At 30.5% G+C, this 24,493-nt stretch carries 20 protein-coding genes and 1 tRNA gene; 7 read left to right on the forward strand and 14 right to left on the reverse strand.

Annotation, left to right across the window (positions count from 1 at the left end):
- Nucleotides 1-11: 11 nt before the first annotated feature.
- The gene (locus tag C7447_RS04830) at nt 12-1,964 is read left to right on the forward strand and encodes a putative porin (protein WP_148869290.1); all 1,953 of its coding nucleotides are present in this window, start codon (nt 12-14) and stop codon (nt 1,962-1,964) included.
- 2 nt (nt 1,965-1,966) lie between these two features.
- Here the strand turns inward: C7447_RS04830 and C7447_RS04835 are convergent, their stop codons facing one another.
- Both C7447_RS04835 and nhaC read right to left on the reverse strand, forming a co-directional pair.
- Nucleotides 1,967-2,320 carry a hypothetical protein gene (locus tag C7447_RS04835; protein WP_148869292.1) on the reverse strand — a complete coding sequence of 118 codons (354 nt, stop codon included), beginning with the start codon at nt 2,318-2,320 and terminating at the stop codon, nt 1,967-1,969.
- Between the two features lie 18 nt (nt 2,321-2,338).
- Nucleotides 2,339-3,805: a Na+/H+ antiporter NhaC gene (nhaC, locus tag C7447_RS04840; RefSeq protein WP_148869502.1), complete on the reverse strand. Its 1,467-nt coding sequence runs from the start codon at nt 3,803-3,805 to the stop codon at nt 2,339-2,341.
- Between the two features lie 80 nt (nt 3,806-3,885).
- Here nhaC and C7447_RS04845 point away from each other — a divergent pair, with 80 nt between their 5' ends.
- Nucleotides 3,886-4,908 carry a metal-dependent hydrolase gene (locus tag C7447_RS04845; protein WP_148869294.1) on the forward strand — a complete coding sequence of 341 codons (1,023 nt, stop codon included), beginning with the start codon at nt 3,886-3,888 and terminating at the stop codon, nt 4,906-4,908.
- On the opposite strand, the gene C7447_RS04850 is transcribed toward C7447_RS04845, so the two are convergent.
- Nucleotides 4,909-6,108 carry an aminotransferase class I/II-fold pyridoxal phosphate-dependent enzyme gene (locus C7447_RS04850; protein ID WP_148869296.1) on the reverse strand — a complete coding sequence of 400 codons (1,200 nt, stop codon included), beginning with the start codon at nt 6,106-6,108 and terminating at the stop codon, nt 4,909-4,911. It abuts the gene before it with no gap.
- 155 nt (nt 6,109-6,263) lie between these two features.
- Here C7447_RS04850 and C7447_RS04855 point away from each other — a divergent pair, with 155 nt between their 5' ends.
- Nucleotides 6,264-6,722, forward strand: coding sequence for an Lrp/AsnC family transcriptional regulator (locus C7447_RS04855; protein ID WP_148869298.1), 459 nt, complete (start codon nt 6,264-6,266; stop codon nt 6,720-6,722).
- Here the strand turns inward: C7447_RS04855 and C7447_RS04860 are convergent.
- Both C7447_RS04860 and C7447_RS04865 read right to left on the reverse strand, forming a co-directional pair.
- On the reverse strand, nt 6,717-7,817 hold the full coding sequence (locus C7447_RS04860; RefSeq protein ID WP_148869300.1) for a DUF4407 domain-containing protein: 1,101 nt from the start codon (nt 7,815-7,817) through the stop codon (nt 6,717-6,719). The genes C7447_RS04855 and C7447_RS04860 overlap by 6 nt on opposite strands.
- Nucleotides 7,818-8,401: 584 nt before the next feature.
- The gene (locus C7447_RS04865; RefSeq protein WP_148869302.1) at nt 8,402-9,790 is read right to left on the reverse strand and encodes a dipeptidase; all 1,389 of its coding nucleotides are present in this window, start codon (nt 9,788-9,790) and stop codon (nt 8,402-8,404) included.
- A 105-nt stretch (nt 9,791-9,895) separates the two neighbouring features.
- Here C7447_RS04865 and C7447_RS04870 point away from each other — a divergent pair.
- Together C7447_RS04870 and C7447_RS04875 are read left to right on the forward strand one after the other, a co-directional pair.
- Nucleotides 9,896-9,977, forward strand: a tRNA-Leu gene (locus tag C7447_RS04870).
- A 110-nt stretch (nt 9,978-10,087) separates the two neighbouring features.
- On the forward strand, nt 10,088-12,832 hold the full coding sequence (locus C7447_RS04875) for a substrate-binding domain-containing protein (RefSeq protein ID WP_148869303.1): 2,745 nt from the start codon (nt 10,088-10,090) through the stop codon (nt 12,830-12,832).
- A gap of 934 nt (nt 12,833-13,766) precedes the next feature.
- On the opposite strand, the gene C7447_RS04880 is transcribed toward C7447_RS04875, so the two are convergent.
- From C7447_RS04880 to C7447_RS04900, 5 genes are all read right to left on the reverse strand, one after another.
- On the reverse strand, nt 13,767-14,579 hold the full coding sequence (locus C7447_RS04880) for a DNA/RNA non-specific endonuclease (protein WP_394343751.1): 813 nt from the start codon (nt 14,577-14,579) through the stop codon (nt 13,767-13,769).
- A complete protein-coding gene (locus tag C7447_RS04885) occupies nt 14,569-15,018 on the reverse strand; it encodes an acyl-CoA thioesterase (protein ID WP_148869305.1) in 450 nt (149 codons plus the stop codon). Before C7447_RS04885 ends, C7447_RS04880 begins: the two co-directional genes overlap by 11 nt.
- Before the next feature lie 34 nt (nt 15,019-15,052).
- Nucleotides 15,053-16,135, reverse strand: coding sequence for an ABC transporter permease (locus C7447_RS04890; protein ID WP_246143016.1), 1,083 nt, complete (start codon nt 16,133-16,135; stop codon nt 15,053-15,055).
- Nucleotides 16,125-17,231, reverse strand: a complete 1,107-nt coding sequence (locus C7447_RS04895; RefSeq protein ID WP_246143017.1) for a mechanosensitive ion channel family protein — start codon at nt 17,229-17,231, stop codon at nt 16,125-16,127. The genes C7447_RS04890 and C7447_RS04895 overlap by 11 nt, the downstream gene beginning before the upstream one ends.
- Before the next feature lie 176 nt (nt 17,232-17,407).
- Nucleotides 17,408-18,097 carry a queuosine precursor transporter gene (locus tag C7447_RS04900; RefSeq protein WP_148869308.1) on the reverse strand — a complete coding sequence of 230 codons (690 nt, stop codon included), beginning with the start codon at nt 18,095-18,097 and terminating at the stop codon, nt 17,408-17,410.
- 72 nt (nt 18,098-18,169) lie between these two features.
- Between C7447_RS04900 and fabD the strand changes: the two genes are divergently transcribed.
- Nucleotides 18,170-19,057, forward strand: a complete 888-nt coding sequence (fabD, locus tag C7447_RS04905; protein ID WP_148869310.1) for an ACP S-malonyltransferase — start codon at nt 18,170-18,172, stop codon at nt 19,055-19,057.
- A 47-nt stretch (nt 19,058-19,104) separates the two neighbouring features.
- Here the strand turns inward: fabD and C7447_RS04910 are convergent, their stop codons facing one another.
- Genes C7447_RS04910 through C7447_RS04925 form a run of 4 tightly spaced genes read right to left on the reverse strand, consistent with a single transcriptional unit; the run spans nt 19,105 to nt 21,950 of the window.
- On the reverse strand, nt 19,105-19,392 hold the full coding sequence (locus tag C7447_RS04910; RefSeq protein ID WP_148869312.1) for a hypothetical protein: 288 nt from the start codon (nt 19,390-19,392) through the stop codon (nt 19,105-19,107).
- Nucleotides 19,374-20,381, reverse strand: coding sequence for a UDP-glucose 4-epimerase GalE (galE, locus tag C7447_RS04915; protein ID WP_148869314.1), 1,008 nt, complete (start codon nt 20,379-20,381; stop codon nt 19,374-19,376). Before galE ends, C7447_RS04910 begins: the two co-directional genes overlap by 19 nt.
- A gap of 7 nt (nt 20,382-20,388) precedes the next feature.
- The gene (locus tag C7447_RS04920) at nt 20,389-20,805 is read right to left on the reverse strand and encodes an MFS transporter (protein WP_148869316.1); all 417 of its coding nucleotides are present in this window, start codon (nt 20,803-20,805) and stop codon (nt 20,389-20,391) included.
- Between the two features lie 17 nt (nt 20,806-20,822).
- Nucleotides 20,823-21,950 (reverse strand): DegT/DnrJ/EryC1/StrS family aminotransferase, encoded by a 1,128-nt coding sequence (locus tag C7447_RS04925; RefSeq protein ID WP_148869318.1) that lies wholly within the window; start codon nt 21,948-21,950, stop codon nt 20,823-20,825.
- Between the two features lie 158 nt (nt 21,951-22,108).
- On the opposite strand from C7447_RS04925, the gene C7447_RS04930 reads away from it, so the two are divergent.
- Entirely contained in the window at nt 22,109-24,493 is a 2,385-nt protein-coding gene (locus tag C7447_RS04930) for a penicillin acylase family protein (RefSeq protein WP_148869320.1), read from the forward strand.

Consider the following 24,493-nt stretch of genomic DNA (forward strand, 5'->3'; position numbering starts at 1 on the left):
TTTTTGTTGCTATGAAACAATTATTTCCGCTATTATTTTTATTGGTATTACCAACACTTGTTTTTTCTCAAATTAGAAAACTAGATAAAGGTTTAGGAGGTTTTAATGGGGTGAATCAAAGTACAGATTCTCTTTCTAATGATGAAATTAATGTTAAGTTAAGCGGAAAGACAAAATATACAGATTATAAAGTTATAAGTCATACAAACGACACCACTTACATAGATACAACGCTTACGATTCAGAAAGTATATAAATTTAATTTCCGAAGAAAAGATAACTTTGAATTATTGCAGTTTCATAATCAGGGACAAACATTCAATAATTTAGCCTACGATTTTAATTCTGTTTCGCTTTTTCCAGATATTGGTTTTAGAGCAAAGCAATTTAATTATATGAATATTGAAGACATCGATTATTATCATGTACCTACGCCAACTACCGAAATAATGTATAGAACAGGACAAGAGCAGGGTCAGGTGTTAGATGCTCTTTTTACGTTGAATTTTTCAGAAAGATTAAATGTTAGTGTTGCTTATAAAGGTTTACGTTCGTTAGGACAATACCGTCGTTCGTTAGCGGCTACAGGTAATTTTAGAACTACATTAAGTTACCGAACTCCGAAAGAACAATATGCAATTAGAGCACACATAACTACGCAAGATTTTACCAATCAGGAAAGTGGAGGATTAACCGAGGCAATGTTGCAAAACTTTATTGAAAATGATCCAAACTTTATAGATAGAGCTAGGTTAGATGTAAATCTTAATAATACAGAGAATTTATTAGAAGGAACTCGTTTATATATAGATCATAATTATAAAGTGTTTTCAAGTAAAGATAGTACGAGTCAAAAAGATTTTAGTAATCTTAAAATAGGACATGTACTTACGTATGAAAATAAAACGTACAATTTTATACAATCTGCAACTACCGATTTTTTTGGAGAAGCTTATACTTCTGGAGCTTTAAATGAAGGAACAAAAAATAGGATAACCAATAATCAAGGATATCTTGAATTTAATTCGAAATACATCCTAGGAAGATTTAAGGTAAAAACTAATTATACGGATGTTAGCTGTGGATATGATTCTGTTTATAATCCGAATTCTGATATTCCAAAAATAAAATTAAAAGGGAAAGCAGTTTCTTTTGGAGCCGAATGGAATGGTAAAATAGGAAACTTTCAAGTAAATGCAGATGCAACTGTTGCTCCAGGAAGTGGTCATTTAGCAGGAAACTATCTTAAAGGTGACGCTTTGTATAAAAAAGATAGTTTGTTTACTGTAAAAGGGAGTTTACTAATAAGTTCTAAAGCGCCAAATTTCAATTTTCAATTATTTCAAAGTACTTATGATGATTATAATTGGAGTAATAACTTTACAAATGTAGATACAAGAAATATTGGATTTTCTTTTGATTCGAAATGGGGGAGTGCTTCTTTAGATTTTACAAATATTGAGGATTATACGTACTTTGATGAAGCTAATAGCCCACAACAATTTGGAGGGTCTATTACGTATTTGAAAGTGAAAGCAAATAAAGAATTTAAATACAGAAAGTTTGCATTAAATAATACGGTAATGTATCAAAATGTGTCTAATGGAAGCACTGTGTTTAGAGTTCCTGAATTTGTAACTAGAAATACCTTGTATTATATGGATGATTGGTTTAAGGGAAAGCCATTATTAGTACAAATAGGAGCAACGTTAAATTATTTTACAAAATATAAAGCCAATGCTTATAATCCGTTATTAGCTGAATTTACTTTGCAAAATGATACAGAAATTGGATATCCGACCTTAGATGTGTTTTTTAATGCAAGAGTGCGTAGAACACGTATTTATTTCCAAATAGACAATGTGACTTCCGGATTTACAAGTAAGAATTATTTCTCAGCACCTAATTATCCGTATCGCGATTTTTCTATCCGTTTTGGATTGGTTTGGAATTGGTTTATATAATTTTAAGAATAATTTTTCTTAAACCAAACCTTTTTCCATTCTCTTTTTAAAACTAAAAAGGCAACTTGTTCAGACAACAATGCTATGTCACTTCCGTCTAATTGTTTTATTTTTTCTTCGGAGATATCTATTATATAAAGCAGATTTAAATAATCAGAGAATCGTTCTTGTATAAGTTTGTACAGTGCTTCGTGAAGTATTTCTTTTAATTGAATAGGTTGTGTGTTGTCATCTAAATCTATTTCAATGTTTGCATACGTAAAATCCTTCTTCAATTGAATAATTAAATTATGATACAACTGATGTTTTTCAGAAGTTGAAACAATATCTTGTATCGATTTTAATTCCGATGACATATTATATAATAGGTAGCTTTATTTAGTAGTTAATTGTTTGATTTTTATGCGGAAAGCAGCAAATAATAATGTCATAAACGGACTTAAATAGTTAAATATCGCATATATCGCATATTCGCCAACGCTAACTCCTAAAACACCAGATTGGTATGCTCCACAAGTATTCCAAGGTATTAAAACAGAAGTTACAGTTCCAGAATCTTCTAAGGTTCTACTTAAATTTTCTGGAGCTAAACCTTTATCTTCAAAAGCTTTTTTAAACATTTTTCCTGGAATTACGATTGCTAAATATTGATCTGAAGCAATAGCATTTAATCCTAAACAACTAATTACAGTACTGGTAAATAATCCAAAAACTGAAGTAGCAACAGATAATAGAGCGTTTGTTATTCGTGCTAAAGCTCCAATTGCATCCATAATTCCTCCAAAAACCATCGCGCAGATAATTAAAAAGATCGTCCAAAGCATTCCATTCATTCCACCAGCACTAAACAGTTCTGTTAATTTATCATTATCGGTTTGTATTTGAGTATCTATAAAAACTGAATTGATGATTGATTGAAAGTTAGATTCAGATAAACTAGCTAAAACATCTGACTGAAAAATAAAAGAAAAAATTGCAGCTAAAATTACTCCAGTTCCTAATGCAATTAAAGGTTTAGTTTTTAATAAAATCATAGCAATAACTACTACAGGAACTATAAATAACAAGGGAGAGATATAAAATGTATTTTTAATAGAATTTAATAAATTACTTACATCTGCAGTTCCCGTAGTATCAATAGTTCCGCTTAAAATAGCAAATACAATTAGTGTGATAATAATAGTTGGTACTGTGGTATATGCCATGTATTTAATATGTGTAAACAAATCGGTTCCAGCCATGGCTGGTGCTAAATTTGTGGTGTCTGAAAGTGGAGACATTTTATCACCAAAATAAGCGCCAGAAATTACAGCTCCAGCAATCATTCCAGAAGGAATTCCTAAAGCACTTCCAATTCCAACTAAAGCGATACCTACAGTTGCAGACGTTGTCCAAGAGCTTCCCGTCGCAACAGAAATAATTGCTGCAATGATAACAGATGCAGGTAGGAATATTTCAGGACTCAATACTTGTAAGCCATAATAAACCATTGCAGGTATAATTCCACTCACCAACCAAGTACCTGCAAGTGCTCCTACTAAAAATAAAATCATGATAGGTACAAAAACACTTTTCCAGTTTTCCCATACTTCAACAACCATTCTTTGTACAGAAACTTTGTTAAAAAAACCCACTCCCGCAGCAACTAAACCTCCAATTAATAAAATAAACTGATTAGAATAATCTCCTAACCAAGTACCTTCTTTAAAAAAAATATTATAAGCTAATAATCCCATTAAAACGACAACAGGAATAAAAGCTTCCCATATATTTAACTCTTTATTGTCAATAATTTTTTGGTTATCAATATTAATCTCAGAAATATTCTTGCTGTCTTGCATTTGTGGTAATTTTTGGAGTGTAATGTTACGATTTTGTAAAGAGATACACAAGTGAAAACCGTTTGTTACATTTGTGATATATGGATTCATTAACTCAAATAGTTTTAGGAGCTGCTTGTGGAGAAATTGCTCTCGGGAAGAAGATTGGAAATAAAGCATTACTATTCGGAGCAATAGGAGGAACAATACCTGATTTAGACGTTATTTTAGGAAAAGTTTTTTATTCAAATTCTATAGATCAATTAGCGTTTCATAGAGGGTTTATGCATTCTATTGTCTTTGCTATTTTGGGTTCATTCCTTTTTGGGTATTTGGTTTTTAAACTTTATGATTCTGGGAAGAGAAAAAACACCACGACTGTAAAAGAATGGATTTGGTTATTCTTTTTATCCATTTTCACACATCCTATTTTAGACAGTTTTACACCTTACGGAACTCAATTGTTTTTACCGTTTTCTGATTATCGTGTAGCGTTTAACAATATTTCTGTTGTAGATCCTTTGTATACGCTGCCTTTTTTAATTTGTCTGGTTGTTGTGATTTTTTATAAAAGAAGTACTTTGAAGAGAAGATTATGGACAAAAACGGGGATTTATATAAGTACTGCATACATGTTGCTGACGATCATGAACAAATTATATATAGATAGTGTTTTTAAAAAGTCATTTAAAAAAGCTGGAGTAGAATTTAGTCGTTTTTCATCACAGCCAACTATTTTTAATAATGTTTTGTGGTATGGAATTGCAGAAACGGAAGAAAATTATAGTGTTGCTTTTTACTCATTATTGGATAAAAGTTCTCTGGCACAGAATGTATTAAGCTTACCTAAAAATCATGAATTGTTAGATATGAATAATTCAGATCTAAGTAGGTTAAGGTGGTTTAGTAATGATTATTATAATTTATTACCGATTGATAGTTCATCAGCAGTTCGTTATAATGATTTGCGTTACCCGTTACTAAATCCTGAAAATAAAAACTCATCAATATTTAGTTTTGAACTTAAAAAAAATGACAATCGCTGGGAAGCGTTGCCATTATTTGATAAAACTCCTACAGAAAATGATATGCAAAAGTTTTGGAAGAGAATTTTAGGCATTTAATTATAAGACACCAACTTTTTTCATGCATTCTTTCATCATTTGGTAAGTACGCTCAATGTCGTTATCTAATCCGATAGAAAAACGAATCAATCCATCAGTTAACCCCATCTCTTTTTGTTCTTCTTCTGGTATTTCAGAGGAAGTTGAGGTTCCTGGAGCAGAAAATAATGTTTTATAAAACCCTAAACTTACTGCCAAATAACCTAAGTTTTTCTCTTGCATTAATTCCATCAATTCATTTGCTTTGTCTAAAGAACCAGCATCAATGGTTAACATTCCACCATAGCCATATTCTTCATTCATCATAGATTTAAAAACATCGTGTGATGGATGTGATTTTAGTCCTGGGTACACAGTTTTTAATCCATCATTTTCAAACTTTTCAGCTAAAAAAGCAGCATTTTTACTGTGTTGCTTCATTCGTATATGTAGAGTTCTCATGTTTTTTAAAATTGAAGCAGCACGTAAACTATCCATTGAAGGGCCTAATAACATACTTGCTCCGTCAATTACACTTTTTAATGAATTTACAAATTCAGAAGTTCCGCAAACAACACCACCCATTGTATCTGAAGCACCGTTAATGAATTTTGTTAAACTATGAATAACAATATCAGCTCCTAATTGCGCAGGTGAAATTGATAAAGGTGAAAATGTATTGTCTACCACTAATTTTAAATTGTGTTTTTTAGCTAATACTGCTAAACCTTTAATATCTGCAACTTCTAATAACGGGTTACTTACAGTCTCACAATATAAAACCTTGGTGTTTTTAGTAATAGCAGCTTCTACAACAGCTAATTTTGTAATATCTACAAAAGTTGTTTGGATACCCATTCTTGGTGTGAAATTTTTTAAGAAAGCATAGGTTCCTCCATAAATAGTTCTACTCGAAACAATATGATCTCCAGCACCGCATAATTGTAATAACGTTGGTGTAATTGCACCCATACCAGAACCAGCAACATTAGCTGCTTCTGTACCTTCCATAGCGGCTAAAGCTTCACCTAAATACAAGTTTGAAGGAGATGAATGACGAGAATATAAGTAGCATCCATCTGTATTTCCTTCAAAAGTATCAAACATGGTTTTTGCGGATAAAAATGTATAGGTTGATGAATCTGAAATGGATGGATTTACACCTCCGAACTCTCCGAAATATTGTAAATCTTGAATCTTGTTTGCTGGTTTGAATTTCATGGTTGTTAGTTTTTGTCTCTCAAATTTAAGTTTTACATGAATATAAATCAATCATTTTGGCTTTGGGTAGAATATTTTTCTGTTTTTAAATGTTATTTTAGTTTTAATATTTGTTTTTTTGTTAAAATTAATTAGTAAATAGAAATATTTTCAGAATGAAGTTAGATGCAATAGATAGAAAGCTAATCAACTTACTGCAAAAAGATAGTAAGCAAACCACGAAACAGTTATCGTTACAATTAGATTTATCGGTAACAGCAGTTTATGAGCGCGTTAAAAAGTTAGAAAAAGAAAAAGTAATTTCTAAGTATGTAGCATTAATTGATAATCGTAAAGTAGATAAATCTTTTTTAGTGTTTTGTCATGTAAAGTTAATTCAGCATTCACGTGAATATTTATCTGTTTTTGAGCGAGAAATTTTAAAACTTGATGAAGTCTCCGAATGCTTTCACATTGCTGGAGATTATGATTATCTCTTAAAAATTTATGTAAAAGACATGGAGGAGTATCGTGAGTTTATGGTAAACAAACTCACAACAATTAAACATATTGGTAGTACACAAAGTTCATTTACGATTGGGGAAGTTAAAAATTCTACAGAAATAGCTTTATAATATTTCTTGCTGATTTTTATAAAATGAGTCTGTTTGTAACTTCATGAGGTCGCGAGCCATTTTTTGCTTGTAGTTATATAACTCTTCTTCTGTTTTTAAATCAGAGTAAATTTTATCGTTAAGATTAATATCAGTTTTTAAAATAGCTTCTCGTTGATGAACTTGTTGCTGTATCCAAGTTTTGACTATTGATTCTTGGTTTTCTAATTTATAATCATATTCACTTTTTGAGCTGATCAATTTTGCGAAAATAGGCGAGGTTTCAATAGCTAGAAATAATAAGAAAATAAAAAACGAAGGTAACCAAGGTAATTTATTTAAAGCATTAGTACGAGCCATGAGTCCGTCAAAATTTGAAATAATAGGTTGTGTTTTGGTTTCAGTTTCTTTTTGTTGTTGAATTAAACTAGCAATAGCTTCTTCTTTAACTTTAATTTTTCCAGCATTGTTATTTTTTAGTTTATTTAATTCTGCTAAAGCTACATTATGCTTTTCTCTTTTTTCTTTATAAACAGGTCCTTTTCCAAGTAATTTTGTTCCTTTTCTACCTTCTGCTTCTGCAATATAAGTTTCATATAAAGCATTTACTTCATTTTCTTTCGTAGTCAGTTCCTCTTTTAAAAAGTTTATTTCCGTGTTTATTTTTTCAATTTCAGGAGTGAATTGTTGTGCAATCTGCGTTTTATTATCAAGTGTCATTTGATTTTTTTCTGCTAACAAAACCTGATTGATTTCTTTTTCAAAGATTTTTAACTCCAACGGTTTTGAAATTACCACGGCTATTATCATTGCCAAAATCAACCGTGGAATGACCTGAACAATTTCCTGACGTTTAGAATTTCTCTTTTTTATGGTAGAAACAATAAATCTATCGAGGTTAAAAATTAATAGTCCCCAAAGAATTCCGAAGAAAATAGAAGTATAAATGTTGTCAAAAACAGTATATAAAGCATAACTGCTGGCTATGCTTGCCATTAAAGCAGTAAAAAACACGGTAGCACCAATACCAGCGTATTTGTTTTGTTCTCCATTTGAGCAATCTTTAATTAAATTTTGATCAACACCAGAACAAAGAAGGAAAAAATGTTTTATCATAAAAATAAGCTTACACTTTTATGAACGAGTAGATTATAAAAATGTTGCAAAAAAAGCCTCATTTAAGAGGCTTTTAACATTAATGAATTTTTTATTATTAAGTTTATGGGGTTGAAATAATTGAAACACCACTTTTAATGTCTTCACGAATCATTCTATTTTCCAAGTTATCAAAAAACTTACCAGATTTATATCTACAAAGTTCGATCTATTAAAAAGTCATCACTTTGTAAATGCTTAACTAATTTTTTTGTTATTTCCTTTTGATTTGATATCTAAGACAGTAATAGATTCATGTCTAGAGTAAAATAAACAGCTACTTTTCAGTTGATTATTTTCAAAAACTAGCGCTCCTTTAGATATGTAAAGTGTTTCGTTATGGCTACCAGTAATTTTGGTTGTTTCCCAAAAGATTTTAGATTTTTTTACATCAGTTTTATAAATTTATTGACTGAAGATAGAGACAGGAACTAATAATATATTTAAAAATAACACTATTAATCCTAATTTTTTCATTTTCCTATATTTTTGACTACTATTGTTTTGTTGATAGTTAATAAAGCTAATTACAATAGATTATTTATTTATTCAGACAATTCTGTGAAATATTTATAAAAGTATGGAATGGTTTCTATCCCTTTTAAATAGTTCCAAACACCAAAATGTTCGTTTGGAGAATGGATCGCATCACTATCTAAACCAAATCCCATTAAAATGGTTTTACTTTGTAATTCTTTTTCAAACAAAGCAACAATAGGGATACTTCCTCCGCTTCGTTGTGGAATTGGCTTTTTACCAAAGGTTTGTTCATACGCTTTACTTGCTGCTTGGTATCCAATATTATCGATTGGCGTTACATAACCTTGGCCTCCATGATGCGGTTTTACAACAACTTTTACACCAGATGGAGCAATACTTTCAAAATGTTTTTTGAATAATTCTGTAATCTCTTTCCAATCTTGATTTGGTACCAAACGCATAGAGATTTTAGCATACGCTTTAGAAGCAATTACAGTTTTGGCTCCTTCCCCTGTATAACCACCCCAAATTCCGTTTACATCTAATGTTGGTCGTATAGAGTTTCGTTCGTTGGTTGTATAACCTTTTTCGCCATATACATCATCAATAGCTAATGCATTTTTATATTTTTCTATAGAAAAAGGAGCTTTTGCCATTTCATCTCTTTCATCTCTAGATAATTCTTCAACGTTATCATAAAAACCTGGAATGGTAATATGGTTATTTTCATCGTGTAGTGAAGCAATCATTTTTGTTAAAACATTAATTGGATTAGCAACTGCACCACCATATAAACCAGAGTGTAAATCACGATTAGGACCTGTAACTTCAACTTCAACATAGCTTAAACCACGTAACCCAGTTGTTATTGACGGAATATCATTGGCAATCATACCCGTGTCAGAAATTAAAATAACATCGTTTGCTAATTTTTCTTTGTTTCTAGGTACAAACCAAGCTAAACTTTCTGACCCAACTTCTTCTTCACCTTCAATCATAAATTTTACGTTACAAGGTAAAGTTCCTGTAGAAGTCATGTATTCTAATGCTTTTACATGCATATACATTTGTCCTTTATCGTCACAAGCTCCTCTTGCATATATTGCTCCTTCTGGATGTGAATCTGTTTTTTTAATTATGGGCTCAAAAGGAGGAGAGTTCCATAAATCAATTGGATCTGCAGGTTGTACATCATAATGACCATAAACTAAAACGGTTGGTAAATTAGGGTCAATTATTTTTTCACCATATACAATTGGATATCCAGGAGTGTCACAAAGTTCTACTTTATCACAGCCGGCTTTTTTTAGAGCATTTAATACTGCATCTGCAGTATTTAAAACATCTTGAGAATAAGCTGTATCTGCACTAACAGAAGGGATTTTTAAGAGTTCGATAAGTTCGTTAATGAATTTGTCTTTGTTTTGAGAAATATAGGATTGTATGTCTTGCATTTTAAATATTAAAAAAATTTTATCAAAAATAAGAAAAATATTACGCATGTGCTTTGCAGTTTGTGTGTATTGTTTATATTTGCAAACCAATTTTTAGTAATTAACGCGGGCGTGGTGGAATTGGTAGACACGCTAGACTTAGGATCTAGTGCCGCAAGGTGTGAGAGTTCGAGTCTCTCCGCCCGTACAAATTTAAAACGCAACTAATTATTTTATAATTAGTTGCGTTTTTTATTTTTTAATAAATTTGCTCCCAATAAACTTATTAATTTACCTCTAAACCCTTAATTAAAAAAAGTGAAAAAGTTTTTAAAAATTGCTATAGTATCCCTGTTAATTCTTCTTATAGGTTGCACTAAGGCAGAAAATGAAAAGAAGTATGTTGTTGGTTTTTCACAGTTTACTTCAAATGATGATTGGAGAAAATCTATGAATCAATCTATGAAAATTGAAGCAAATTTTCATGATAACATGAAACTTTTAATACTCGATGGAAAAGGAAGTATTGATAAACAAATAGCGGATGTTGAAGAGCTTATTAATAAAAAAGTTGATGTTCTTCTAATTTCTCCTATAGCGCCTAAACCCTTAAAAGCATCAATAAATAAAGCTATAGAAGCTGGAATACCTGTAATTATTCTTGATAGAAATATTGAAGATGTTAACTACAATTCGTTTATAGGGGTTAATAATTATGAAGTTGGCTTAAATGCTGCAGAGTATATTGTTTCACTAAAAAAGAAAGCTAAAATTGTTGAAATAAAAAGCTGGGCAGGAACAGTACCAACTATTCAAAAAAGCTTAGGATTTAATGAAGCTGTCGAAAAAAACAATGATTTAACTATAGTAGGAACTACTCAAGATAGTTATAATGGATCAGGAATAAAAAAACACTTTAAACAAATTCTTGAAGAGAATGATGGTGTAGATTTTGTATTTGCTCATACAGATGCTTTGGCTTTACAAGCTTACGAAGTAGCAAAAGAACTCGGTTTGACTGATCAAATAAAGTTTATTGGTGTTGGAGGAGTGAATAGCCCTAATGGGGGGATAAATTTAGTTGAGAGAAAAATTTTAGAAGCGACTGTTTTTTATCCAACTGGAGGTAAAGAGGCAATAAATATAGCAATGAAAATCATCAACAAAGAAAATGTTGGGAAAAATTATGCGTTACCTTCTCTTATTATAGATGCTGATAATGTAGATGTTTTAAAAAGAGGATTGGAATTAATAAGTAGTCAGGAATTAGATATTGAAAAGCAACAAAGTAAAATTAATGATCAACTGCAGTTATATTCATCTCAAAGAGATTTCTTAAAATATACATTACTTTTTTTAGGATTAATAGGATTACTTCTTTTTTTAACATTACGAGCAAAACAAACATTATCAAAGCAAAAGAAATTATTAGAAGAATTAATTGATAAAATCGCAAATCAGAAAACAGAGATTGAAGAAATAGCTGAAAATTTGCGAGTAACTAATGAAGCGACTAATAACTTTTTCACAGGAGTTTCACACGATTTTAAAACTCCCCTTTCACTAATACTTTCGTCCACAGAATCATTATTAAGTAAAGGAGAAGAAAAAAAGCCAGAAGAGTTTGGACTTATCTATAACAATTCTAAGAGACTGTTAAGAATGATTAACCAATTATTAGATTTTAGACGTGTTGAAAGTAAAAAATTTAGGTTAAAAGCAGCTAAAACAAATATTTATTCTTTCGTGAAATCTATTTTCTCTGATTTTAAAAATGAAGCAGAAAAAAATAAAATCGATTTTTCTTTAACAACTAATACAAATGAAGCAGAGCTATATATAGATCGAGATTTACTCGACAATGTATTGTTTAATTTACTTTCTAACGCATTTAAGTTTACACCTATTAAAGGAAAAGTTTCTATTAATATTGATGAGGCTGATGAAGGGATTTTTATATCTGTTAAAGATTCTGGAATTGGAATTGTAGCAGCAGAAAAAGATAAAATTTTTAATCAGTTTTTTTTAGGGTCAAATAATAAGCAAACGAGTTCAGGTATTGGTCTTTATTTAGCAAAACAGTATGCGAAATTACATGGGGGAAGTTTAGAGGTTTTCTCAACGGAAGGGAAAGGTGCTGAATTTAAAATATATATTCCTAAAGGAAAAGCTCATTTTAAGCCTGAAGAAATCATTGTTGGCGACGAAATTAACACTAGTGAAACTATCGATTTAAATGCGTTCACATTTGAAGAAAATGAAGAAACTGTTCCTGATGAAAATAAAGAGTCCTTACTAATTATTGAAGATAATACAGACTTAAGAGGTTTTTTAAAAAGTAAGCTTTCTGAAACATATAATGTATATGAATCTGATGGAATAGATGCAGTTAATAAAGCAATAGAAATTATTCCAGATATAATTATTAGTGATGTTAACCTACCAGAAAAAAATGGTTTTGAAATATGCGAGGCGTTAAGAAACGATATTCGTACATCACACATACCAACTATTATTTTAACGGCTTTAACATCAGATGCTGCGCATTTACAAGGATTAAAGAGTGGTGTTGATATGTTTTTAACCAAACCATTTAATTTATCTGTATTAAATCAATCATTAAAAACACTTTTATATAATCGTAAGAGATTACAACATTTTTATAAGCAAAGTTTTTCTATTGAAGAAAATAGGGATAAAAAGGAAATAAGGTCTAAAAAGGATAAACAAAAGGATGTTGAAAGTGAATTTTTTAAGACTATTAATAACATTGTTCAAAAAAGTCTAGATGATTCTACCTTTACAGTTGAGATTTTAGCAGAAGAATTAAAAATATCAAGAGTTCAATTGTATCGTAAAACTAAAGCAGTTTTAGGAATTAATATTAGCGATTATATTCAAAATATAAGACTAGAGAAATCAAAAGAATTATTACAAGATAAAGAGCTTACAATTGCTGATGTAGCGTATTCAACAGGCTTTTCATCTCCTAATTATTTTTCTACCTCATTTAAAAATAAATACGGAAAATCTCCAAATCAATATAAAAAAGATAAAAAATAAGAAACAAGAGTAACATTTTCAAAAGAATAAAAAATAAATAACTGAAAATAAATAATTTAAAAAATTATGTTCCAAAGTAACAATTTCGAATGTAGTAAAAGTAACACCATAGTACATTTACATTATGTTCTTTAAGGAAAAGAATTGGTTTTGGGGATTATCAATTCTTACTAAAAAAACAAAATAAAAGATTGGGGAATATTTTATTTTGTTTCTAATTCATAATTAAAGATTCTGTAAAACGCGACATAATATTTGTGTCGTGTTTTTTCTTTTTAAGAACCATTTATTTAATTGTACTAATGTTACCTGGTTATAGAAATAAAACTTTTTTAATATTTAAAAACCTATAAATCAGCTGGTTTAAAAACATTTGTACAAATGAAACAATTTTGAAATAGTAAATTGTCTAGCGTTAGTATCTTTGCAGTGTAATAATTGAATGGTTAGTTTTATTTTTTATTACAAAGCAGAAAAAGAAAGCTGTATAGATTAGCTGGGGGGCACGATTTGTAGAGTTATTAAAATTTCTGAAAAAGAAAGAGAAAAAAAAGCAACACTTTTGTGTTGCTTTTTTTTGTTAAAATTTTCTTGAAGTATATAAACTAGGAAATAAAAATCATTGGTAAGAACATAAATGAAAATTTCGATAGCAATGTTACCTAGTTATAAAAAAACAAAACTTTTAGCAATATAAATGCTTGTAAATAAAGTTATTATAAATTATTTTCATAGATGAAACAATTTTGAAATAACATGTTCTAATACGTTGGTATCTTTGCAGTGTAATAATTAAATGGTTAGTTTTATTTTTTATTGCAATGCAGAAAAAGAAAGCTGTATAGATTAGCTGGGGGGCACGATTTGTAGAGTTATTAAAATTTCTGGAAAAGAAAGAGCAAAAAAAGCAACACTTTTGTGTTGCTTTTTTTGTTTATCTAAATGACCAGTTTTTGTAATTGCTATAAGCTTCCAATTTGTTTTCAATATCATCAGGAAGTTCAGGAAAAAAATCAATACCAGTTTTTTGTTCTAATTCATCAATAGAAACAACAAATTCATACAACGGACGATTACTATCTTCGTGAGGGAATAAAAAAGCAATAGCTTTTATTTCTGGTTCTGTATAATCTAAGATGACTTTATAAAAAGCTTTAGGAACACTTACTTTATCTTTCCCTATAGATTTTAAATTACTGTCAGTTAAAATACCACCAGTTACTACATATATGCGCTTATACTTTTTTGCCCAATAACGTGTTTTTTGTTCTAGAGTGTTCCAAATGCCAGAATTAAAATCATGCTGTTGAGGTGTAACGTTAGATGTGTAAAAAGTTTCATTATATAATTCTTCAGTCAGTCTTCTATCTCCGGCAGGGCATAAATGTCCGCGATCATAACCAGAATTTTTATAACTTCTCCAGTGTGCAGATTTAGTTTTCACTTTCGGGTCATAAATAAAATAAGGGCGTTTTCTATCGATATATGAAATATCAGTTTCCCTTAAGGAGTAGGCTACCCATTCTGCTTGTTCGTGAGCTTCACTGTAAGATAAATTATATCCTTTGTGATTTACGATAACTCCAGTAGTTGAAGTTGGTAAATAATTAAAATCTAATCCAATTTCTATCTGTTCATCACCCATAATGGTAGGGTAAGCCGAACTACTTTTTTTCTGCTGAAAAAAATAAGCAACAATTACAATTAGTAATCCAATGATTGATATTATTTTTCTGCTATTTTTCACTTTTCAATACTATTTCAGTAAAATCATGAGTTTTTTCAGCATCAGTAAAAATTTGTTGAAATTTTGATGGAGGTATCGTTAATTTACGTTGCACTAAATCTAACCATGCTCCATAAACCGTAACAATTGCAGATAATTTACCAGCGCCATTAAATACTTCGTGTTGAATTTTCCAACGTTCTCCTTTACTTGATAATCCTGTAATCTTTAAATTTACGCTGATATCCTCTCCCATATGAATTTCCTTTAAAAAGCGGGTGTTTTCTTCAAATAAAATCGGACCTACTTTTTCTCGAGTAAAATCATGTATGGTAATACCAAATTTATTAAAAAAACGCAGACGTGCTTCTGCACAATAATCATTATATGCTGTGTGACGCATATGTACGTTTGCATCAAAATCTGCCCAACGGGTAGTGAAATTTACTATAAAACTCATTTGTTTTTATTTTAGAAGAAGCGAAGTTACAAAGTTAGCTTTTCACATCCAACGCATCTCGAAGTGAATTTCCTAAAAGCATAAACGCCATTACTAAACTCATAATGGCAACTCCAGGAATTAATGCTAAAAAGGGCTTTCCTAAAACAATATAATTGTAGTGATTTTTAATCATAGCTCCCCAAGAAGGAGTTGGAGGCTGAGCGCCAATTCCTAAAAAACTCAAACCACTTTCAATTAAAATAGCCGCAGCAAAATTGGCTGCAGAAATTACAATAACTGGAGCTAAAATATTGGGTAAGATATGTTTAAAAATAATTCTAAAATTAGAAAAGCCAAGCGCTTTGGCGGCTTCCACATATTGTTGTTGTTTGGTAGTAATTACTTGTCCGCGAACGACACGTGCAACTTCTACCCACATAGTTAAACCAACAGCAATAAACACTTGCCAAAAGCCTTTTCCTAAAGTTAAGGTAATAGCAATTACTAATAGTAAGGTTGGAATAGACCAGGTAATATTGATAACCCACATAATAAAAGTGTCTATTTTCCCTCCAAAATAACCAGCAATTGCTCCGATTGGGATGCCTATTAAAAGTGAAATAAAAACAGCGACAAACCCAATAAAAAATGAAATTCGAGCTCCTATTAAGAGTCTACTGAGCAAATCTCGTCCGTATTTATCGGTTCCAAAATAAAAAGTTTTGTTATCAATGAATTTTTCTGGTTGATTATTAAAAAGTGAAAGATTAAACTCTTTAGTTAATCCATCAGAATATTTTACAACTTCTAATTTGTTCTTGGTAATTATATAGGATTTTATCGGAATTTCTGTAAAAGTTGATTTTCTTCCATTAGATAAAATGGAAAACCAAGATTGGTTAATTTCTCTTTGATTCGGAATTTTAAGAAGCTGTACTGAAAAACCTGGTGGTTTTGAATGAATTTCTAAATGCATTTGATTGGCATCACTACTATTATCGGGTGCTAAAGCATAACAAAAAACAGCAATAAATCCACAAAAAATAATAAACCATAAGCTAAACATACCTGTTTTATTTTTTTTGAATTTAATGGTAGCAAGCTGCCACAAAGATGTGGCTTGTTTATTTTTCACTAGTTTTTTGATCTTTCAAATTAATAATATCTACACTTGATGGGGTTTGAAAAACTTCTAAATCAAAATATTTTACAGATGCTAAAATATGGTCAAAAATATTAGCCATAACACGTTCATAATCTTGCCATACTTTTTCTTTACTAAAGGCATATATTTCTAAAGGAATTCCATTAGAAGTAGGTTCTAACTGACGCGACATTAATAACATGTCTTGATTTATCTGTGGATGATTTTCGATATACTTGTCTAAGTATACTCTAAAAGTTCCAAAATTAGTAAGATTTCTACCATTTAATAGAACAGATTTGTCAATATTATGTTCGTCATTATATTTTTTTACTTGATTACTAGTTTTTTCAATATAATCAGAAATTAAATGAATTTTCTTATAATACTCAATATCTTCATCAGTAAGAAACCGAATACTATTTATTTTAATTAAAATAGCCCTTTTTATTCTTCTTCCTCCCGAACTGTTCATTGTTCTCCAGTTTTTAAACGAATCAGAAGTTAAATAGTAGGTGGGAATACTCGAAATAGTATTGTCAAAATTTTGAATAATCACAGAGGTTAAATTAATTTCAACGACATCACCATCGGCGCCATATTTATCCATAGTAATCCAATCGCCAATTCGAACGGTATCGTTTATAGAAACTTGAATACTTGCAACAAAGCCTAAAATGGTATCCTTAAAAATTAACAAAAGAACTGCAGAGAAAGCTCCAAGAGCAGTTAAAAATTTAATAAGAGGTTTGCCAGTAAGCACAGAAAAAGAGGTGATAACTGCTATTAACCATAAAACCACCATAAATATTTGTACGTAACTTTTTAAAGGTTTGTCTTTAAAAGTATTTATAGTGCTTAAAAAATCTTTAGTGGTCATTAAAATACTTTTAACAAACCAAACAATTGAAAAAATAATTGCTATCGTTATAATGCGTTCAGCATAGTTTAGCAAATCAGGAAAATCGATAAGAATTCCTTTTAAAGAATTAAAAATAATAACAAAAATAACTATTCTTGATAAGCTTAAAAATACGCGATTTTTAATCAGTAAATCATCAAATTTTGTAGATGTTTTAGATGCCATTTTACTGACGATTTTTCTTCCGAAGTAGCGAAAAATTTTAAACAATAAAAACCCTAAAAGAGCAAAAATAATGAGATTAAATATCAAATTTAGATAAACAGAAGTAACTTCTGAAAATGAAAATTGATTTTTAAAAATCCTATAAAAAAACTTATTAAACATGGTTTCGTGATTTCTTAAAAAGTGGTTAATTCTTCCCCTACTTTTAAGTTGAATTTTCTTTGGAACAAATATACAACTCCGTATAAAATAGGCGTGTCTAAAGCAGCAATAATCACTTTAAATAAAAAACCACTAATCAGTAAGCTATTAAATATATTCCAAGGAATTACTCTAAAAGAGCATAGTAAAAAAAGTACTGTAAAGGTATCTATAAATTGAGAAGCGAAAGTTGAAAAATTATTGCGTAACCATAAATGTTTTCCTTTCGTAAAGTCTTTCCAGAAATGAAAAATACGGATATCGATAAACTGAGCAAATAAATAAGCTAACATAGAAGCTAATACTGCTAGTGGAGATAGACTAAAAACTTTAGAAAATATACTATCGCTAATAGGGGAGTTTTCGATAGCGGGTGCGTTATCAGCAAGAAAAATAATAAGCATAGAGAAAAAGGATGCGAAAATACCAGCAATAACAACTTGATTAGCTTTCTTTTTCCCATAGATTTCAGACAAAATATCTGTAATTAAAAAGGTAATAGGATATGGTAAAATTCCTACTGAAATTTCAAAACGATATAAACCGAAGGGGTTCCAGTAAAAAAATTTTTGAAAAATTAAATTAGAGGCTACTAAGGAAGCAATGAATAAAGAGGCTAATATTAAATATATATTTTGTGCCAGTAGTTTATTTTTCTCGGTCATTGAACGAAAATAACAAATTTTAAATTGATTATGTTTGCAGTATTAAAACAAACAACAAAATAAAAAATATAAATGAAAGCATATATTTTTCCTGGTCAAGGAGCACAATTTACAGGGATGGGATTAGATTTATATGAAAAATCACCTTTAGCACAAGAATTATTTGAAGAAGCTAACGATATATTAGGGTTTAGCATTACTGATATTATGTTTGAAGGGACTGCTGATGAATTAAAACAAACCAAAGTTACACAACCCGCTATATTTTTACATTCGGTAATTTTAGCAAAAGTTTTAGGAGATAATTTTAAACCAGAAATGGTTGCGGGGCATTCTTTAGGAGAGTTATCAGCATTGGTTGCTAACGGAGTTTTATCATTTCAAGACGGATTAACCTTAGTTTCTAAACGAGCTTTAGCAATGCAAAAAGCTTGTGAAATGCAAGAATCTACGATGGCGGCTGTTTTAGGTTTAGAAGATAAGGTAGTTGAGGATGTTTGTGCAGAAATAGATGGAGTAGTAGTAGCAGCGAATTACAATTGCCCTGGACAGTTAGTAATTTCTGGTGAAATTGAAGCTATAAACAAAGCGTGTGAAGTATTAAAAGAGAAAGGAGCAAAACGAGCATTGGTTTTACCAGTAGGTGGTGCTTTTCATTCACCATTAATGGAACCAGCAAGAGAAGAATTAGCAGCAGCAATTGAAGCAACTACGTTTAACGAGCCAACTTGTCCAGTATACCAAAACGTAACGGCAAGTGCGGTGACAAATCCTGAAGAGATTAAAAAGAATTTAATGATTCAGTTAACGGCTCCTGTACGTTGGACGCAATCGATTCAACAAATGATTGCAGATGGAGGAACAGAGTTTATAGAAGTTGGTCCTGGTAAAGTTTTACAAGGATTAATGCGTAAAATTGACAGAAATGTTACTGCTAGCGGAGCTAGTTTAGAAGAATAAATTTTAATTGAGTTAATAAAAAAGCGAACTCAATAAGTTCGCTTTTTTTATTCTTCAATTTTTATTATTTGATCAGATTGATTTTTCCAAATCCCATTTTCTAAAATAATTAATCCATGTTCGGGATGAGAATAATAATTTCCCAACTCAAAATTAGATTCTTTACCAGCTAGGAACTCTGGAATGCATATTTCTTGTCCGTTAACAGTATGCTCTTTATAGCCTTCGTTGCATCTGTCTTTATTACAGTTAAAAAAAAGAAAAGCAATTAGTAAAATTAAAAAGTATTTGTTTTTCGTAGTTATATATAAATTGATTATTGTTTTTCTTGCCATTTCCAAGCAGAAAGTAATGCTTCTTCTAATGTTTTTTCAGTTTTCCAGTTAAGTTCTTTATTTGCTATTGTGGTATCTGCGTAGGCAGCGGTAATATCTCCAGCTCGTCTTCCTACAATTTTGTAATTTAAAGATTTGCCAGTAGCTTTTTTAAAAGCATTAATTACTTCTAATACAGAGCTGCCAGTACCTGTCCCTACATTAAAAAACTCAAAATTTTGTTTGTTTTTGTTTTCTAATAAACGTTTTAAAGCAGCAATATGAGCTTTTGCTAAATCGACTACATGAATATAGTCTCGAATGGCAGTTCCATCTGGTGTTGGATAATCGTCTCCAAAAACTGAAAGTTGCTCACGAATTCCTGCAGCTGTTTGTGTAACAAATGGAATTAAATTCTGAGGAATACCTAAAGGAAGTTCTCCAATTTTTATACTGTCATGAGCGCCAATTGGATTAAAGTAACGTAAGGCGATAGCCTTTAATTCATAAGCATTACAGCTTTCCTTAATAATTTCTTCACCAATCTGTTTCGTGTTCCCATAGGTTGATTCGGCTTGCTTAACAGGGGCATTCTCTGTAATAGGCAATTCATCTGCTTGTCCGTAGACAGTACATGATGAGCTAAAAATAAAATTATCTAGTTTTCTATCGCGCATTTCTTGAAGCAAGTATACTAAACTCCCAATATTATTTTCATAATACTCTAGAGGTTTTTCAACACTTTCACCCACAGCTTTAAATGCAGCAAAATGGATAATTCCATCTACTTTATTGTTGTCAAAAAATTGTTTTACATCTGCTTTTATACGTAGGTCAATTTTATGAAAATCTGGTTTTTTTCCTGTGATATCTGTTATGTTGGCTAGTACATCAATAGTAGTATTAGACAAATCATCGATAATAACTACATCAAAACCTGAATTTTGTAATTCAACTACGGTATGAGATCCTATAAATCCTAAACCTCCTGTGACTAAAATTTTTTTCATAATTAATTTATTTCTCTATTTCAGCGCTTTTAATATTTAAAGTCTCTAAAATTTGATGTTCTTTAGGAGCTAAAAGAATCATGTAGATTAAAACGACAACGCCAAAGAGTATAAAATCTGGTTTTAAAAATAAAATAATAAAACAAGCCCCTTCTAAAATTGCCCATTTAATAATTGAAGCGCTTTGGTAAACAGCAAACTTTTCATCAATAGAACCATCTTTTTTTATATTGTTTAATATGTTTTTAAACATAAAATTACTCATTACATAAGCTATCGCTGGGATAAATGAATAAACTAAAGAAGAGTTGTCTATTTCTAAATTTAAAATATTTTTAAAATCACCTATTAAAAAATAAGTTAAGGTTACTCCTCCAACTAAAGCTAAGTGAATAATTTTTAATGTTTTTATTTTCTGATTCATAGCGAGTAGACAATTAATTATTTTATAAAATTGTTAATTGTTTTTGTAATGAATTCTAATTGTTCTTTATCTAGTTCTGTATGCATAGGCAAAGAAAGAACAGTGTTAATTAGTTTATTGGTAACTCTAAAGTCTTCTTCTTTATAACGATCGTCGGTATATGCTTTTTGCTTGTGTAAAGGAACTGGATAATAAATCGCATTCGGAATTCCGTTATCTAATAAATGTTGATGCAATTCATCTCGTTTTCCGTTTGTGATTTGTAAAGTATATTGATGGAAAACATGCGTTGTAAAATCACTAATTTTTGGAGTAATAATATTCTTGTTATCAACAAAAGCATCTGAATAATAAGCAGCAGCTTTTCTACGAGCATCACAATAAGCATCTAATAAAGGAAGTTTCGCTTTTAAAACAGCTGCTTGAATACTATCTAAACGAGAATTTACGCCAACAACATCATGGTAATAACGTTTATACATTCCGTGGTTTACCATTCCGCGAAGCGTATGAGCTAATTCATCATCGTTAGTAAAAATAGCACCACCATCACCATAGCAACCTAAGTTTTTAGAAGGAAAGAAAGAAGTCGTTCCAACATTACCCATGGTTCCCGCTTTTTTCTTGGTTCCGTTACTAAACGTGTAATCTGCTCCAATTGCTTGTGCATTGTCCTCAATAACAAATAAATTATGTTCTTTAGCAATTTCTAAAACGGCTTCCATATTAGCACATTGACCAAATAAGTGAACAGGGACAATTGCTTTTGTTTTTGGTGTAATAGCTTTCTTTAAAGCTTCAATATCTATATTAAACGTATCAGGTTCAACATCAACTAAAACAGGAGTTAATTTTAATAAACCAATTACTTCCACAGTAGCAGCAAACGTAAAGTCTGCAGTAATCACTTCATCTCCTTGCTCTAGACCTAACCCCATCATTGCAATTTGCAATGCGTCAGTACCATTGGCACATGGAATTACATGTTTTACACCTAAATATTTTTCTAAATCCGTTTGAAATGCATGAACATAAGGTCCGTTAATATAAGCTGATGAGTTTAATATTTCTTCAATAGAAGTATCTACAGTTTTCTTTATTTTTTGGTATTGACCTTGTAGGTCAACCATCTGAATTTTCTTCATAAAATGAATTATTTAGTACTTCAAAAATACAAACAATCTTCGATTGATAGGATACACAGCTTGAATTAATTTTGGATTATATATTTAAACGATGACTTGGATAAGTAGAATATTAACATTTCTATAAATCCTTATATTTGGTAAAATTCCTAACCATAATGAAACTACTAAAAAAACTGTTTAAAATAGTATTAATACTTATCGCCTTACTATTCGTTGGAGGGTGGTTGTTTACCGTAACACTGCATCCAAAATACAATGGTGAATTAGAACTTAGTAATCTTTCTGAAAAAGTTACTGTTTTTTATGATGAAGTAGGTGTGCCACATATAAATGCTAAAAATCAAAAAGACGCTTTTAGGGCCTTTGGATATGTGCATGCACAAGATAGATTATGGCAAATGGAAGTTATTAGAAGAATTTCCGCAGGAAGATTGAGTGAAATCTTCGGTAAAGATGTTGTGCGAGTCGATAAATTTATGTCGGGATTAGGTATTGAAGAAGCAGCATATAAAACGATTGCAGATATAGATAAGAACTCAGAACCTTATAAATTGACAATGGCTTATTTGGATGGGATCAATCAGTTTATAGAAAAAGGACCAACACCTTTAGAGTTTTACTTAGTGGGTGTTGAAAAAGAAAAATATACCATAAACGATATTTATAATGTTTTCGGTTACATGGCATTTAGTTTTGCGGTAGCGCATAAAACGGATCCTCTTTTAAATGAAATTAAAGAAAAATTAGGAGCTGAATATCTAGAAGAGTTAGGAATTCCGTTGTCGGAAACAACATTGTTAAAAAATACAAACAAACGAGAAATTAAAGCTGAGTTTTCATTAGCAGTTAATGAGATTATGGATAAACTGCCAATACCGAGTTTTATTGGTAGTAACTCTTGGGTATTAGGTTCAAATAGAACCAAAAACGGAAAAGTGATTTTTGCGAACGACCCGCATATAAATTTTGGACAACCTTCGGTTTGGTATCAAAGTCATATTAAAACTCCTGATTATGAAATGTATGGTTTTAATCTTGCATTGACACCATTTCCGTTATTAGGGCATAATAGAAATCATGCTTATGGTTTAACAATGTTTGAAAACGATGATATCGATTTTTATATAGAAGAAAATAATCCTGAGAATGCATTAGAATATAAAACACCTGAAGGATTTTTACCTTATAAAACTATAGATAAGGATATAAAAATTAAAGGGAGGCAAAACGCAGCGTATCAAATTAAAGTAAGTAAACACGGACCGATAATGAACGGTATTATTGAGCACTTACAAGATGAAAGACCGATTGCAATGAAATGGATTTACACACATTTGCCAAATAAATTATTAGATGTTGCTTATGAAATGTCACATGCTGAAAACTTACAAGAATTTAAAAATGGAGCATCTAAATTACATGCGCCAGGTTTAAATATGATGTATGGTGATGCTAGTAATAACATAGCTTGGTTTGCTGCGGGTAAGTTGTATAAATATAGAGATATCCTGAATAGAAAAATCTATTTAAACGGAGCGTCTGGAAAGGATGAAATAGTACGTTATTTAGATTTTGAAGAAAATCCGCAGGCGGTAAATCCTGCTTGGGGATATGTGTATTCTGCAAACAATCAACCAGATTCGATTGCAAATATGTTGTATTCAGGGTATTATTTACCAGAAGACAGAGCAAAACGTATAGTTGAAATTGTAGAGCCAAAGCATGATTTTACTAAAGAAGATGTGGCTAAAATGATTTACGATGTAAAATCATCAGTAGCACCAAAAGTAATATTAAATGCTACAGAAGTTATTACAGTAGATGATTTGTCAGTTTCCGAAAGAAAAGCCTTAGAAATTTTAAAGAAATGGGATGGAAATTATTTTAAAACAGAAGTGGCGCCAACGATTTACAATCGATTTGTATATGAATTTTTAGTCAACACTTTTAAAGATGAAATGGGTAAAGGTTTTAAGCAATTTATGGATGGAACCATGATTCAGAAAAAAATGATTGCTGTGCAAATGAGTAAATCACAATCGGTTTGGTGGGATGATGTCACTACAGAAGGTAAAATTGAAGATAAAAAAGAGATCATAACCAAATCATTTAAAAATGCAATTAGCTTTTTAAATGCTCAATTAGGAGAAAATGTGGAAGATTGGACATGGAATCGAGTTACTACTGTGGAGCATGAGCATCCGATAGGAAAAGCTGGCGGACTTTTGCGTAAAATCTTTAATGTAGGTCCTTTTGAAACCAATGGAGGAAATGAAGTATTAAATAATCATATTTTTAAATTAGATAGTACGGGATATTATAAAGTAACAGGAGGTCCTTCTACACGTAGAATTATTGATTTTTCTGACATTGAAAATAGCATCACCATTATACCCACAGGACAAAGTGGTAATGTGTTTAGTGATCATTACAAAGATCAAGCTCAAAAATATTTAGATGGGAAGTTTGTAAAAATGAAGCTGAATCAAAAAGAAATTGAACAATCAGAAAATAGGTTGGTGTTTTTGCCTAAAAAATAA

The sequence above is a fragment of the Tenacibaculum adriaticum genome (assembly GCF_008124875.1).
Lineage (GTDB): Bacteria > Bacteroidota > Bacteroidia > Flavobacteriales > Flavobacteriaceae > Polaribacter > Polaribacter adriaticus.